Annotated in this window: 12 protein-coding genes and 1 pseudogene; 5 read left to right on the forward strand and 8 right to left on the reverse strand. The window is 71.6% G+C overall.

Going from position 1 to position 14,083, the window contains the following annotated elements; all coding sequences use genetic code 11:
- Window positions 1–6 precede the first annotated feature (6 nt).
- The 8 genes from IE212_RS02595 to IE212_RS02630 are packed head-to-tail and all read right to left on the reverse strand — an operon-like array spanning window position 7 to window position 7,070.
- Complete coding sequence (locus tag IE212_RS02595; RefSeq protein WP_190195982.1) at window positions 7–2,001, reverse strand: NADH-quinone oxidoreductase subunit 5 family protein; 1,995 nt, start codon at window positions 1,999–2,001, stop codon at window positions 7–9.
- The gene (gene nuoK, locus IE212_RS02600) at window positions 1,998–2,387 is read right to left on the reverse strand and encodes an NADH-quinone oxidoreductase subunit NuoK (RefSeq protein ID WP_190195983.1); all 390 of its coding nucleotides are present in this window, start codon (window positions 2,385–2,387) and stop codon (window positions 1,998–2,000) included. The genes IE212_RS02595 and nuoK overlap by 4 nt, the downstream gene beginning before the upstream one ends.
- On the reverse strand, window positions 2,387–3,061 hold the full coding sequence (locus tag IE212_RS02605) for an NADH-quinone oxidoreductase subunit J family protein (RefSeq protein WP_190195984.1): 675 nt from the start codon (window positions 3,059–3,061) through the stop codon (window positions 2,387–2,389). Before IE212_RS02605 ends, nuoK begins: the two co-directional genes overlap by 1 nt.
- Window positions 3,058–3,708 (reverse strand): 4Fe-4S binding protein, encoded by a 651-nt coding sequence (locus IE212_RS02610; RefSeq protein WP_190195985.1) that lies wholly within the window; start codon window positions 3,706–3,708, stop codon window positions 3,058–3,060. Before IE212_RS02610 ends, IE212_RS02605 begins: the two co-directional genes overlap by 4 nt.
- 2 nt (window positions 3,709–3,710) lie before the next feature.
- Complete coding sequence (locus IE212_RS02615) at window positions 3,711–4,679, reverse strand: complex I subunit 1/NuoH family protein (RefSeq protein WP_190195986.1); 969 nt, start codon at window positions 4,677–4,679, stop codon at window positions 3,711–3,713.
- On the reverse strand, window positions 4,676–6,061 hold the full coding sequence (locus IE212_RS02620) for an NADH-quinone oxidoreductase subunit C (RefSeq protein ID WP_190195987.1): 1,386 nt from the start codon (window positions 6,059–6,061) through the stop codon (window positions 4,676–4,678). Before IE212_RS02620 ends, IE212_RS02615 begins: the two co-directional genes overlap by 4 nt.
- Window positions 6,058–6,672, reverse strand: a complete 615-nt coding sequence (locus IE212_RS02625; protein ID WP_190195988.1) for an NADH-quinone oxidoreductase subunit B — start codon at window positions 6,670–6,672, stop codon at window positions 6,058–6,060. Before IE212_RS02625 ends, IE212_RS02620 begins: the two co-directional genes overlap by 4 nt.
- Window positions 6,663–7,070: an NADH-quinone oxidoreductase subunit A gene (locus tag IE212_RS02630; RefSeq protein ID WP_190195989.1), complete on the reverse strand. Its 408-nt coding sequence runs from the start codon at window positions 7,068–7,070 to the stop codon at window positions 6,663–6,665. The genes IE212_RS02625 and IE212_RS02630 overlap by 10 nt, the downstream gene beginning before the upstream one ends.
- Before the next feature lie 240 nt (window positions 7,071–7,310).
- Here IE212_RS02630 and IE212_RS02635 point away from each other — a divergent pair, with 240 nt between their 5' ends.
- The 5 genes and pseudogenes from IE212_RS02635 to IE212_RS02655 all read left to right on the forward strand — a co-directional run bounded on the left by IE212_RS02635 (window position 7,311) and on the right by IE212_RS02655 (window position 14,070).
- Window positions 7,311–8,519, forward strand: a complete 1,209-nt coding sequence (locus IE212_RS02635; RefSeq protein WP_190195990.1) for a sensor histidine kinase — start codon at window positions 7,311–7,313, stop codon at window positions 8,517–8,519.
- A gap of 110 nt (window positions 8,520–8,629) precedes the next feature.
- Window positions 8,630–9,992, forward strand: a pseudogene (locus IE212_RS02640) (sensor histidine kinase).
- Window positions 9,993–10,252: 260 nt separating this feature from the next.
- Window positions 10,253–10,912, forward strand: coding sequence for a response regulator transcription factor (locus IE212_RS02645; RefSeq protein ID WP_308430170.1), 660 nt, complete (start codon window positions 10,253–10,255; stop codon window positions 10,910–10,912).
- Window positions 10,913–11,069: 157 nt separating this feature from the next.
- Window positions 11,070–12,998: a 2-oxoacid:acceptor oxidoreductase subunit alpha gene (locus IE212_RS02650; RefSeq protein WP_190195992.1), complete on the forward strand. Its 1,929-nt coding sequence runs from the start codon at window positions 11,070–11,072 to the stop codon at window positions 12,996–12,998.
- Complete coding sequence (locus IE212_RS02655) at window positions 12,991–14,070, forward strand: 2-oxoacid:ferredoxin oxidoreductase subunit beta (protein ID WP_190195993.1); 1,080 nt, start codon at window positions 12,991–12,993, stop codon at window positions 14,068–14,070. The genes IE212_RS02650 and IE212_RS02655 overlap by 8 nt, the downstream gene beginning before the upstream one ends.
- Window positions 14,071–14,083: the final 13 nt, after the last annotated feature.

The raw sequence follows: 14,083 nt of genomic DNA on the forward strand, positions 1-14,083 counted from the left end.
GCCTGCTCACGCTCCCGTGGCGACGAGGACGGCGGCGACCGCGAGGACGACGGTGCCGGCGAGCAGCGCGCTCACATAGGTCTGGACGTTGCCGGTCTGGGCGCGCCGTACGGCGGCGCCGAGCCAGCGGGGCAGCACCCCCGCACCCCGTACGTAGGTCTCGACGACCTCGCGGTCGAGGAACCGGACGAGGCGCGCTCCGGCCTGGACCGGGCGGACGAGGAGGACCCTGTACACGGCGTCCAGGTGGAAGCCGGCGGCCGCGTGGCGGTGCAGTGGGCCCAGCAGCAGCCGTCCGGGGTCGGCGGGGTCCTGGGCGTGGGCGATGTCGCCGTAGGCCGGCTTGTGGGTGGCGATGGCCTCGGCCTCGACCCGGGCGGCGTCCCCCTCCGGGTGGGCGGCGACCGCACCCAGCGGGACGCGGGCGGCGAGAGCGGTGGTGTGCCGCCAGGCTCCGTAGGTGACGATGCCGCCGGCCAGGGCCACGCCCGTACCGAGCACGGAGGTGGTGAGCGTCGGGCCGAGGTCGCGGCCGTCGAACCAGTCCGGCAGCAGGCGGAACGCGAATCCGCCGAAGGCCAGGGAGGGGATAGCCAGCACCCAGAGCACGACGGTCATGGTCAGCGGCTGCCTGCCGTGGTCGGGGGCTTCGGCGCCACGGCCGCGGAAGGCGAGCAGCCACAGGCGCGTCGCGTAGGCGGCGGTGAGCAGGGCCGTGACGAGACCGGCGACGAGGACGATCCAGCCCGCGGTGGCGGGGGCGTGCTCGGTGTGTCCGTCGACGACGTGCTCGGAGGCGCCCAGCACTGCCTCCTTGGAGAAGAAGCCGCTGAAGGGCGGGATCGCGGCGAGCGCGAGCAGTGCCACGGTCATGGTCCAGAAGGCGTCGGGGACACGGTGGCGCAGGTTCCGCATGCGGGACATCGCGGCGAGGGAGTTGGTGCCGGCGGCGTGGATGACGGCGCCGGCCGCGAGGAACAGCAGCGCCTTGAAGGCGCCGTGGGACAGGAGGTGGAAGACGGCGGCTCCGCGGTCGCCGACGGCGAGCGCTCCGGTCATGTAGCCGAGCTGCCCGATCGTCGAGTAGGCGAGAACGCGTTTGATGTCGTCCTGGGCGAGCGCTGCGAGCCCCGAGCCGATCATCGTGACGGCGGCCATGACGGCGAGGACGGCCATCGCGGCCTGGGAGGCCTCGAACACCGGAAGGAGGCGGGCGATGAAGTAGACACCGGCGGCGACCATCGTCGCGGCGTGGATCAGCGCGGAGACGGGGGTCGGGCCCGCCATCGCGTCGGGGAGCCAGGTGTGCAGGGGGAACTGCGCCGACTTGCCGGCCACGCCCGCGAGGAGCAGCAGGGCGATCAGCGTCGGATGGTCGAGTCCGCCGCTGACGACCGTGCCGAGGACCTTCGTGATGCGGAAGGAGCCGGCGTCGGTGGCGAGGGCGAACAGGCCGATGAGGAAGGGGACGTCGCCGAGCTTGGTGACCAGGAAGGCCTTGAGGGAGGCGGCGCGGGCCTCCGGGGTCTCCCAGTAGTGGCCGACCAGGAAGTAGGAGCAGATGCCCATGACTTCCCAGCCGACCAGCAGCACGATCAGGTCGCCGGAGTAGACGACCAGGAACATCGCGGAGGTGAAGAGGGAGACGAGGGCGGCGTACGAGGGGTAGCGCGGGTCGTCGCGCAGGTAGCCCGTCGAGTAGATCTGCACGCAGGAGGCGACGAGGCCGACGAGGACGGCGACGAGCGCGGCGAAGCCGTCGATGTGCAGGGCGAGTTCGATCGGGACCGAGCCGGTGGGCGTGAGCTCCGTCGCCGAGTTGACGGCCTGGTCACCGCCCTGGCGTACGGCGACCAGCACGGCGAGTACCAGGGAGGTCAGCGTCGGCAGGACGGCGAGGGGACGGACGAAGCCGGGTGCCGTGCGGCCCAGGAGCAGACCGGCGGCAGCGGCGAGGAACGGCAGGAGGGGGACGAGGACGGCGAGGGTGGTCGTGGTCACGCGGTGGCCTCAGCCTTCTCGGTCTCTCCGGCCGTGACGGCGTCGTGGTCGGGGCCGTCGGTGTCGTGCCGCTCGGCGGTGTCGCGGAGCCGGTCGATGTCCGAGGTGCCGCGGTTGCGGTGGACGGCGAGGACGATCGCCAGGCCGATGCCGATCTCGGCGGCCGCGATGGCGATGGTGAACAGAGTCAGGGCCTGGCCGGAGTGCAGGGTCTCCTCGGCTGTCTTGCTCAGCCAGACGTCGAAGGCGACCAGGTTGAGGTTGACGGCGTTGAGCATCAGCTCGACCGACATCAGGACCAGGATCGCGTTGCGGCGGGCGAGGACGCCGTACAGGCCCGTACAGAACAGGAGGGCGGAGAGCACGGCGGGATAGGCGAGGTGCATCAGCGGGTCCCTTCCTTCTCGCTCCGGTCCGTCTCGCTCCGGTCCGTCCGGCTCCGGGTGGCCGGGGTGCTGTCGGCGGCGGTCGCCGCCTCGGCCTTCGCCTTGCGGGACAGGACGATCGCGCCCACCAGGGCGGCGAGGAGGAGGACGGAAAGGGCCTCGAAGGGGAGGACCCAGTTCTGGAAGAGGCTCGCGCCGGTGGCCTCGGTGGAACCGGCGGCGGGGCCGTCCAGGTCGATCCAGGTCGTGCGGAAGGCGTCGACGACGACCCAGACCAGGGCGGCGGCCGCGGCGACGGCCACGGTGAGGGCGGCCCAGCGGTTGCCGGAGTCGGCGTCCGGGGAGCGGCCGATGGGGGCCCTGGTGAGCATCAGACCGAACAGCAGGAGGACGACCACGGAACCGACATAGATGAGGACCTGCACCCAGGCGATGAACTCGGCGGTGAGCAGGAGGTACTCGACGGCCAGGCCACCGAGGGCCACCACCAGCCACAGCGCCGCGTGCACCAGCTGCCGGGTGGTGACGGTGACGATCGCGGCGCCGAAGGTGACCAGGCCCACCAGGAGGAAGGCGATCTCGACGCCGGTCGGGGAGAGGAAGCCGTGGGTCTCGGCGGCGGCCCTGGCGTTCGGGCCTGCCGCGAGGAGGCCGGCGGTTGCGGCGAGGGTCATCCCTGGCCCTCCTGTCCCGGCTTCGGCTGGTCCGTCTGCTGCTTGGAGTCGCCCTGGGGGCGGGTGGGTTGTTCGGCCGCCCGGGCCTGCTCGTCGGCGTGCGGTTCGGTGGCCGGCGGGACCTGCTGCGCGGCGAGCTTGTCGGCGGTCTTGCGGGCCGCGGCGAGTTCCTTCGGTTCCTCCGCGCCGGGGTCGAGGGCCGGCGGGGCGGGGACGGTCCACATCCACTCGCGGAGCTTGTCGCGCTCGTGGGTGAGGTCGCGGATGTCGGTCTCGGCGTACTCGAACTCCGGGGACCAGAACAGGGCGTCGAAAGGACAGACCTCGATGCAGATACCGCAGTACATGCACAGGGAGAAATCGATGGCGAAGCGGTCGAGGACGTTGCGGCTGCGTTCGCGGCCGCCGGGGGTCGCCGCCGGGACCGTCTCCTTGTGGGAGTCGATGTAGATGCACCAGTCCGGGCACTCGCGGGCGCAGAGCATGCAGACCGTGCAGTTCTCCTCGAACAGGCCGATCACGCCGCGGGTGCGGGGCGGCAGGTCGGGCTGGGCGTCCGGGTACTGCGCGGTGACGGACTTCTTCGTCATCGTGCGGAGGGTGACGGCCAGGCCCTTGGCCAGGCCACTTCCTGGAATCGGGGCCATGGTTACTGGATCACCACCTTGACGATGCCGGTGAGGGCGATCTGGGCGAGGGAGAGGGGGACGAGGAGGGTCCAGGACAGTTTCTGGAGCTGGTCCTCGCGAAGCCGGGGGTAGGTGACGCGCAGCCAGATCACGAGGAAGGCGAGGACGGCTGCCTTCAGCAGGGTCCACACCCAGCCGAGGCCGTCGGCACCCCAGGGTCCGTGCCAGCCGCCCAGGAAGAGGACGGTGGTCAGACCGCACAGGACGACGATCCCGGCGTACTCGGCGAGGAGGAAGAGGGCGAAGCGAAGGCCGGTGTACTCGGTGTACGCGCCGAAGATGATCTCCGAGTCGGCGACGGGCATGTCGAAGGGCGGGCGCTGGAGTTCGGCGAGGCCGGCCACGAAGAAGACGATCGCGCCGACGATCTGCCACGGCACCCACCACCACTCGAAGGCGTCGACGATGCCGGGGAGGGAGACGGTGCCGGCTGCCATCGCCACCGAGGCGGCGGTCAGCAGCATCGGCAGTTCGTAGGCGAGGAGCTGGGCGGCGGTGCGGAGGCCGCCGAGGAGGGAGAACTTGTTCGCGGACGCCCAGCCGGCCATCAGCGAGCCGAGGACGCCGACGCCCATGACGGCCAGCACGAAGAAGACGCCCGCGTCGATGACCTGGCCGACGGCTCCCTCGCCCGGGCCGATGGGAATGGCCAGCAGGACGAGGAGGTAGGGCAGGAGGGCGACGGCGGGAGCCAGTTGGAAGATGCGGCGGTCGGCGCCCGCGGGGACGATGTCCTCCTTCTGCGCGAACTTCACGCCGTCGGCGACCAGCTGGGCCCAGCCGTGGAAACCGCCGGCGTACATGGGGCCGAGGCGGCCCTGCATGTGGGCCATCACCTTGTGTTCGGTCTGGCCGATGACCAGGGGGAAGGTGAGGAAGACGACGAAGACGATCAGGAGTCGCAGGGTGACGTCGAGCGCGTCGTTCACCGCGGGCCTCCTGTGGGGTCATCGGGGGTGTCCGTGCCGGGGTCGCGGTCGTCCGCCGGGTTCCCGGGATTTTCGCGGACCTCAGGGGTCTGCTCCGCCCCGCCTGCCTCAGGGGTCTTCTCGCCCCCGGAGTCATCTGCGGGTGCGGGAGGAGGCACCGGTCCGCCCTCGGGCGCCGGTTCGGGCACCGGTTCGGGCACCGGCTCGCCGAAGGCCGGGCGAGCGTGGTGCCAGGGGGCATCCGAGCTGCGGACGGGTCGCGAAGGCCGGTCGGAACCGGCCGCCGGGGACTTGGAGCCGGTCGGTGCCGAGTCGGAGCCGGCGGGTGCCGAGTCGGAACCGTTCGTCGGGGACTCGGTGTCCGAGGTCGGGGACTCGGTGTCCGAGGTCGGGGACTCGGTGTCCGAGGTCGGGGACTCGGCGCCGGTGAGCCGCCGGCTCGCCGAGCCGTCCGCCGCCGTGCGGGCAGGCCGTGGGGTGGCCGGGGTCGCGTCCGACGTGTCCTCAGCCGCGGACTGACTCACCGACCCCTCCGCCGCCGACCGGGCACGACGCGGACCCTCCGGAGCCCCGGCAGCCCGCTCGCCGGGCGCGGACTGACTCGCGGACCCCTCCGCGGCGGACCGGGTGCGGCGTGGGGCTGCCGGAGCGGTGGTGGGCTCGTCGCCGGTGGTGGCCTGGCTGGCTGAGCCTTCCGCCGCCGAGCGAGTCCGCCGCACCGGGCGCTCCCCCGCCGGGCGTGCCGCGCCCCGGGCCGGGCGTTCGCCTGCCGCGCGTGCCGTGCCACGGGCCGGGCGGGCCGGGGCCGGGGGGAGTTGGCCCTTGAGGGGGCCCCACTCGTTCGGGTCGGGGACGCCCGGGGGGAGCATCTGGCGGCGCTTGGGGCCGCCGTGTTCCGGCTCGCCGGGTTCCTTCGCGCCGGGCCAGGCCTTGGCGACCCGGGCGGCCAGGACGAAGTCCTTGCGCAGGGGGTGGCCTTCGAAGTTGTCGGGCAGGAGCAGGTGGTCCAGCGCCGGGTGGCCTTCGAAGGTGATGCCGAACATCTCGTGGGTCTCGCGTTCGTGCCAGGCGGCTCCCGCGTAGACACCGACCGCCGAGGGCAGCGCGGCGGCCTCGTGCGGGACCGTCGTACGCAGCAGGAGACGCCGCAGGGGCGACAGAGCCGCTACGTGTGCCGTGACGCGGAAGCCCGTGCCCGGTTCGTCGACCGCGCTCAGCCAGTCGAAGTAGGTGCAGCCGAGCCGGTCACGGGCGGTCTCGAGGGCGGAGATCCAGCTCGCCGGGGGTACGTCGACCGTCAGGACCTCGTACGACTCCTCGGCCGTGGCGTCCGTGCCGAAGAGTTCCCCGGCGTCGGCGGGCAGCCAGCCGACCGTGCTCATCGTCCCTCCCCCGCGGCCGGGTCCGCGGCGGGCGGCCGCACCAGGCCGCTCTGCAGCGCCGCCGCCGAGGGCCGTGTCGCGTCCGTGCCGTAGCGCTCCCCCAGCGACTCGCGGGCGATCTTCTCCTGGAGCTTGAGGATGCCCTGGAGCAGCGCCTCCGGGCGCGGCGGGCAGCCCGGCACGTACACGTCCACCGGGATGATCTGGTCGACGCCCTTGGTGACGGAGTACGAGTCCCAGTACGGGCCGCCGCAGTTGCTGCAGGCGCCGAAGGAGATGACGTACTTGGGCTCCGGCATCTGCTCGTAGAGGCGTTTGACCGCGGGCGCCATCTTGTCGGTGACCGTGCCGGACACCACCATCAGGTCGGCCTGGCGCGGGCCCGGCGCGAACGGGATGACGCCGAGGCGGATGAAGTCGTGGCGGGCCATCGACGCGGCGATGAACTCGATCGCGCAGCAGGCGAGGCCGAAGTTGAAGACCCAGAGGGAGTAGCGGCGGCCCCAGTTGAGGACCACCTTCATCGGCTCGGGGGCGAGGCGTGCGAGGGCTCCGAGCCGCTTGGGCTCGGGCAGCAGAACAGGCTCGGACACCGAGGGGTTCACGTCCATGACAGGACGCCCTTCTTGTATGCGTAGAGCAGGCCCACGGCCAGGAAGCCGAGGAAGATGAACATCTCCACCAGGGTGGCCGCGCCGTAGCCGGGGGCGGCGAAGACGGTCGCCCAGGGGAAAAGGAAGATCGAGTCGACGGCGAAGATCACGTACAGGAAGGCGTAGACGTAGTAGCGGACCTGGGTGTGGGCCCAGCCCTCGCCGACGGGGTCGACGCCGCACTCGTACGTCAGGAGCTTCTCGGGGGTGGGGACCACGGGCCGCAGCAGGCGGCCGGCCCCGAAGGCGACGGCGACGAACAGCACGCCGACGACGGCGAGCAGTCCGACGACCGAATAGGACTGGAAGTAGTCCGCCGCGACGACGGTCGTGGTGACGACGGTCGGTTCCGGCACGTCCGTCCCTCGCTCCCTGAAACTCGGACTGGATCCTGCGACCCTCTCGCGGCTCCCTGGTCCGGCCGGGTACCACGGACGCCGCCGTTCGACGATCTGTACGCACGGGAGTCTAGGCCCTGATAAAGGCAGGGTAAGCAGCCCGTTGCGCGGCCGGTGTGCGGGGGTGGGGTTTTCCCCAGTCGATGCAGGCGGTCCGCCTCATGGCGCGGCAGCCCGCCGCCCGGCACGCTGACGCCTATGACCGAACGTATCCCGTCGCCCGGCGCGAGCGCGGCCGCGTGGGCGGCCGGGCAGGACGACCGCCCGCCGCCGCCCCGTCTCGCCTACGACCCGCACACCTGGAAGGAGATCGCGCACCTGCTGGCGAACCTTCCGGCCGCGCTGATCGGCTTCACCTATGTCATGACGGTGCTGTTCACCAGCTTGGGGCTGACCATCACGGTGGTCGGGTTCCCGCTGCTCGCGGCCGGGCTCCTGGGGGCGCGTCAGCTGGGCAGGGTGGAGCGGGCGCGGGCCAGGGCGCTGCTCGGGGTGCGGGTGGACGAGCCGAGCCGGCTGCCGCTGCGCGGCTCGGGCGGTGTCCTCCCCTGGTTGTGGATGTCGCTGAAGGACCCGGTGGGCTGGCGTGCGGTGCTGTACGAGTTCATACGGCTGCCGTGGGGTGTTCTCACCTTCTCCGTGACGCTGACCTCGCTGTTCGTGTTGTGGCCGGTGCTGCCGTTCCTCGCGCGGGGCCTGACCAACGCCGACCGGGCCATGGTGCGCGGGCTGCTGTCGCCCTCCGACGAGCTGGAGCGGCGCATCGCCGAGCTGGAGTCGGACCGGGGGGTCGTGGTCGACACGGCCGCCGCCGACCTGCGGCGCATCGAGCGGGATCTGCACGACGGGGCGCAGGCCCGGCTGGTCAATCTGGCGATGGGGCTGGGGCTGGCCAAGGAGAAGGTGCTGGAGGATCCCGACGCGGCGGCGGCGATGGTCGCGGAGGCGCACGGCGAGGTGAAGCTGGCGCTCCAGGAGCTGCGTGACCTGGCGCGCGGCATCCACCCGGCGGTGCTGACGGACCGGGGGCTGGACGCGGCGCTGTCCTCGGTCGCCACCCGCTGCACGGTCCCGGTCAAGGTGACGGTCGACCTGCCGGCGCGCCCGGCCGCGGCCATCGAGGGCATCGCCTACTTCACCGTCTCGGAGCTGCTGCAGAACGTCAGCAAGCACAGCGGGGCGCGGTCGGCGTCGGTGGAGGTGTGGCACACCGCCGACCGGCTGCTCATCCAGGTGTGGGACGACGGCCGTGGGGGCGCGAGTCTCGACGGCGGTACGGGGATGAGGGGCCTGGCCGAGCGGCTGGACGCCGTCGACGGACTGTTCGTCCTGGAGTCGCCCGAGGGCGGCCCGACGACGGTCACGGCAGAACTGCCCTGGCGCGACCGGTCGGGGGCCCCTGGGTAGGGAAAACCCCCGGTTCAAGACGCCGACGGACTCCATGGTCCGCCGGCCTGCGGCGGAGCAGGGTGGAGGTACGGGAGCACAGCCGCGGGACGAGGAGAGGGACGACGCCGATGGCCACGGAGTACGGACAGGGGTACGGGCTCGACGGCGGGCCCGGGTTCGCCGGGAGCACCGGGCGGCGGCACGTGCTGCCCGCCGCGCTGCGGGCGCCGGTCGAGGGCCGCACCTGGCGCGAGCTCGGTCATGTGCTGCTCGGCCTGCCGGTCGGCATCCTGCTGTTCGTCTACGCGGTGACGATGGTGTCGCTCGGGGCGGGGCTGCTGGTGACGTTCCTCGGGGTACCGGTGCTGGCGGCCGCGCTGGCGGGATGCCGTGGCTTCGGGGGGGCTGGAGCGGATGCGGGCCCGGGCGCTGCTGGGACTTCAGGTGGCCGAGCCGGAGCCGCTGCGGACGAGGAAGCCGGGCGCCATGGCCTGGATGGGTGCGGTTCTGGGGAGCGGCGCCTCGTGGCGGGCCCTGCTGTACTCGGTGCTGTATCTGCCCTGGGCGGTGATCTCGTTCGTCGTCACCGTGAACGTGTGGGTGCTGGGGTGGGGGCTGCTGACGTACCCGCTGTGGTTCTGGGTGCTGCCGATGCATGCCGGGCAGGACGGGATCCAGCTGTACGGCGACGAGACGCACCAGGTCTATCTCGACAACCCGTTCGAGATCGCGGTGACCGCGCTGGTGGGTCTGCTGTTCACGATCGCCACGCCGTGGATCGTGCGGGCGCTGACGACGGTGGACCGGCTGCTGGTGCACGGGCTGCTCGGCCCGTCGCGGCTGGTCTCGCGGATGGTGGAGCTGGAGTCGGACCGCGGGGTCGTCGTCGACACGGCCGCCGCCGACCTGCGGCGCATCGAGCGGGACCTCCACGACGGGGCGCAGGCCCGGCTGGTGGCGCTGGCCATGGATCTGGGGCTGGCGAGGGAGAAGCTCCAGGAGGATCCGGACGCGGCCGCGCGGATGGTGGACGAGGCGCACGGTGAGGTGAAGACGGCGCTTCAGGAGCTGCGGGACCTGGCCCGGGGGATCCATCCGGCGGTGCTGACGGACCGGGGGCTGGACGCGGCGCTGTCGGCGGTGGCGTCGCGGTGCACGGTGCCGGTGCGGGTGGAGGTCGATCTGGCGGAGCGGCCGGCGCCGGCGATCGAGGGGATCGCGTACTTCACGGTGTCGGAGCTGCTGCAGAACATCAGCAAGCACGCCCGGGCGACCTGGGCGGGCGTGGAGGTGTGGCGGGCGGAGAACCGGCTGATGCTGCAGGTCGTGGACAACGGTGTGGGTGGGGCCGAGGTGTCCGAGGGGTCCGGGCTCGCGGGGCTGGCGGAGCGGCTCGGCGCGGTGGACGGGATCCTGGTGGTGGACTCTCCGGCGGGCGGGCCGACCCGGGTGACCGCGGAGCTGCCGTGGCGGGGGGCTCATGCGCGGTGACCTCCGCTCGGGGGGTTGATGCGGGGGCTGTGCCCCTGTAACCCGGCCGGCGGGTTCCTCCCTGGCCCCCTGGTCCCCGGCCTCCCCCTCCCCTCTCCCCCCCTCCCCCACCGACGCGGTCGGACGAGAAACCGGTCTCTCCCCCATCCGCCCCCCGATCCTGAAATGCTGAACCCGTCGCACGGGTGGGCGCGGAGCCGTTGTGGGCCGCGGACGGGCGGCGTGGGGCTGTGGGGAGCCGGAACATCGTGGAGGACAGGGTGCGGGTGGTCATCGCCGAGGACTCAGTGCTGCTCAGGGAGGGCCTGACCCGGCTGCTGACCGACCGGGGGCACGAGGTCGTCGCCGGGGTCGGGGACGGCGAGGCACTGATCAAGACCATCGCGGAGCTGGACGCGCAGGCGATGCTGCCGGATGTCGTGGTGGCCGATGTGCGGATGCCGCCGACCCACACCGACGAAGGCGTACGGGCGGCGGTGCAGCTGCGCAAGGCGCATCCGGGTCTGGGTGTGCTGGTGCTGTCGCAGTACGTGGAGGAGCGCTACGCCACGGAGCTGCTCGCGGGGTCCAGCCGGGGCGTCGGCTATCTGCTGAAGGACCGGGTGGCGGAGGTGCGGGAGTTCGTCGACGCGGTGGTGCGCGTGGCCGAGGGCGGTACGGCCCTGGACCCGGAGGTGGTGGCACAGCTGCTGGGCCGCAGCCGTAAGCAGGACGTGCTGGCGGGGCTCACCCCACGCGAGCGGGAGGTGCTGGGGCTGATGGCCGAGGGGCGGACGAACTCGGCGATCGCCCGGCAGCTCGTGGTCAGCGACGGAGCGGTCGAGAAGCACGTCAGCAACATCTTCCTGAAGCTGGGGCTGTCCCAGAGCGACGGGGACCACCGCAGGGTCCTCGCCGTGCTGACGTACCTCAATTCATGAAACTTCCGGCATACAGGTCAAGGTGTTTGATCGGCCCAAAGTCGTGTCCAACATGCGAATGACCCGCAGAAGGCACCCCCTGCGGTCGTAGGGTTGATCTGGGAAGGCCTGTGGGAAGGCCTGTCCCGGACAGCCGCCTCTAGGGAGGTCCAGTTCAGTGACCAGCCAGGTCAGTAGCCCAGCGGAGCACGCCGACGGAGCAGTCGTAGGAGAGCAGCGCAAAACGGGGGACGCCAAGGGCGTCCGCCGTCTGGACCGGGTGATCATCAGGTTCGCGGGGGACTCGGGTGACGGTATGCAGCTCACCGGTGACCGTTTCACCTCGGAGACCGCGTCGTTCGGCAACGACCTGTCGACGCTGCCGAACTTCCCGGCCGAGATCAGGGCACCCGCCGGAACCCTGCCGGGTGTGTCGTCCTTCCAGCTGCACTTCGCCGACCACGACATCCTGACGCCCGGTGACGCACCGAACGTGCTGGTGGCGATGAACCCGGCCGCGCTGAAGGCGAACATCGGCGACCTGCCGCGCGGCGCCGAGGTGATCGTCAACACCGACGAGTTCACCAGGCGGGCGATGCAGAAGGTGGGCTACGAGACCTCCCCGCTGGAGGACGGGTCGCTGGACGGCTACCAGCTCCATCCCGTGCCGCTGACCACGCTGACCGTGGAGGCGCTGAAGGAGTTCGACCTCACCCGCAAGGAGGCCGAGCGCAGCAAGAACATGTTCGCGCTGGGCCTGCTGAGCTGGATGTACCACCGGCCCACGGAGGGCACGGAGCGGTTCCTGAAGTCGAAGTTCGCCAAGAAGCCCGATATCGCGGCGGCCAACATCGCCGCGTTCCGGGCCGGCTGGAACTTCGGCGAGACCACGGAGGACTTCGCCGTCTCCTACGAGGTCGCCCCGGCGGCCACCGCGTTCCCGCCGGGTCTCTACCGCAACATCTCCGGCAACCTCGCCCTGTCGTACGGGCTGGTCGCCGCGAGCCGGCAAGCGGATCTGCCGCTGTACCTGGGCTCGTACCCGATCACTCCGGCGTCGGACATCCTGCACGAGCTGAGCAAGCACAAGAACTTCGGCGTGCGGACCTTCCAGGCGGAGGACGAGATCGCCGGTATCGGGGCGGCGCTGGGCGCGGCCTTCGGCGGTTCGCTGGCCGTGACCACGACCAGCGGTCCGGGTGTGGCGCTGAAGTCGGAGACGATCGGCCTGGCGGTCTCCCTGGAGCTGCCGCTGCTGATCGTGGACATCCAGCGCGGTGGCCCGTCGACCGGTCTGCCGACCAAGACCGAGCAGGCGGACCTGCTGCAGGCGATGTACGGGCGCAACGGTGAGGCGCCGGTGCCGGTGGTGGCGCCCCGCACCCCGGCGGACTGCTTCGACGCCGCGCTGGAGGCGGCCCGGATCGCGCTGACGTACCGCACCCCGGTGTTCCTGCTCTCCGACGGCTACCTCGCCAACGGCTCCGAGCCCTGGCGGATCCCGGACCTGGAGGAGCTGCCGGACCTGAAGGTGCGGTTCGCGCAGGGCCCGAACCACACGCTCGACGACGGCACCGAGGTGTTCTGGCCGTACAAGCGCGACCCGCAGACCCTGGCCCGTCCCTGGGCGATCCCGGGCACGCCGGGCCTGGAGCACCGGATCGGCGGCATCGAGAAGGAGGACGGCACGGGCAACATCTCCTACGCCCCGGCCAACCACGACTTCATGGTGCGCACCCGGCAGGCCAAGGTCGACGGCATCGACGTCCCGGACCTGGACGTGGACGACCCGGACGGCGCCCGGACCCTCGTCCTCGGCTGGGGTTCGACGTACGGGCCGATCACGGCGGCCGTGCGGCGGCTGCGCAGGGCCGGGGAGTCGATCGCGCAGGCGCACCTGCGCCACCTCAACCCCTTCCCGAGGAATCTGGGTTCCGTGCTGGAGCGTTACGACAAGGTGGTGATCCCCGAGATGAACCTCGGGCAGCTCGCCACGCTCATCCGGGCGAAGTACCTGGTCGACGCCCACTCGTACAACCAGGTCAACGGCATGCCGTTCAAGGCGGAGCAGCTCGCCGCGGCTCTGAAGGAGGCCATCGATGGCTGAGACGTCCACGCGAGGCACCGGCACCGTCGAGGCGCTTTCCCTGGTCCCCAAGGCCGAGGGCAGGCAGTCGATGAAGGACTTCAAGTCCGATCAGGAAGTGCGCTGGTGCCCTGGCTGCGGCGACTACGCCATCCTCGCCGCGGTGCAGGGCTTCATGCCCGAGCTGGGGCTGGCGAAGGAGAACATCGTCTTCGTGTCGGGCATCGGCTGCTCGTCCCGCTTCCCGTACTACATGAACACCTACGGGATGCACTCCATCCACGGCCGCGCCCCGGCCATCGCCACGGGTCTGGCCAGCTCGCGCCGGGACCTGTCGGTGTGGGTCGTCACCGGTGACGGCGACGCGCTGTCCATCGGGGGCAACCACCTGATCCACGCGCTGCGCCGCAACGTGAACCTCAAGATCCTGCTGTTCAACAACCGGATCTATGGCCTGACCAAGGGCCAGTACTCGCCCACGTCCGAGGTCGGGAAGATCACGAAGTCGACGCCGATGGGTTCGCTGGACGCGCCGTTCAACCCGGTGTCGCTGGCGATCGGCGCGGAGGCGTCGTTCGTGGCGCGGACGGTGGACTCCGACCGCAAGCACCTGACGGAGGTGCTGCGCCAGGCCGCCGCGCACGAGGGCACGGCGCTGATCGAGATCTACCAGAACTGCAACATCTTCAACGACGGCGCGTTCGACGCCCTCAAGGACAAGCAGCAGGCCGAGGAGGCCGTGATCCGGCTGGAGCACGGCGAACCGATCCGCTTCGGCAGCGACCTGGCCAAGGGTGTCGTGCGGGACCAGGCGACCGGGGACCTGAAGGTGGTCGCGGTGACGCCGGAGAACGAGGACCAGGTACTCGTGCACGACGCGCACGCCGAGTCCCCGACCACGGCGTTCGCGCTGTCCCGCCTCGCCGACCCGGACACCCTGCACCACACCCCGATCGGTGTCCTGCGCTCCGTCAGCCGGCCCGTCTACGACACCCAGATGGCCGACCAGCTGGACCATGCGGTCGAGCAGGGCGGCAAGGGCGATCTGGCCGCGCTGCTGGCGGGCGGCGACACCTGGACGGTCGTCGGCTGACCTGCCCGGAACC

The organism is Streptomyces djakartensis (assembly GCF_014651075.1).
Lineage (GTDB): Bacteria > Actinomycetota > Actinomycetes > Streptomycetales > Streptomycetaceae > Streptomyces > Streptomyces djakartensis.

Coding starts and splice junctions, on each gene's coding strand:
- IE212_RS02605 (WP_190195984.1), bottom strand. CDS start 3,061: ATGACCCTCGCCGCAACCGCCGGCCTCCTCGCGGCAGGCCCGAACGCC.
- IE212_RS02625 (WP_190195988.1), bottom strand. CDS start 6,672: ATGGACGTGAACCCCTCGGTGTCCGAGCCTGTTCTGCTGCCCGAGCCC.
- nuoK (WP_190195983.1), bottom strand. CDS start 2,387: ATGCACCTCGCCTATCCCGCCGTGCTCTCCGCCCTCCTGTTCTGTACG.
- IE212_RS02610 (WP_190195985.1), bottom strand. CDS start 3,708: ATGGCCCCGATTCCAGGAAGTGGCCTGGCCAAGGGCCTGGCCGTCACC.
- IE212_RS02635 (WP_190195990.1), top strand. CDS start 7,311: ATGACCGAACGTATCCCGTCGCCCGGCGCGAGCGCGGCCGCGTGGGCG.
- IE212_RS02620 (WP_190195987.1), bottom strand. CDS start 6,061: ATGAGCACGGTCGGCTGGCTGCCCGCCGACGCCGGGGAACTCTTCGGC.
- IE212_RS02655 (WP_190195993.1), top strand. CDS start 12,991: ATGGCTGAGACGTCCACGCGAGGCACCGGCACCGTCGAGGCGCTTTCC.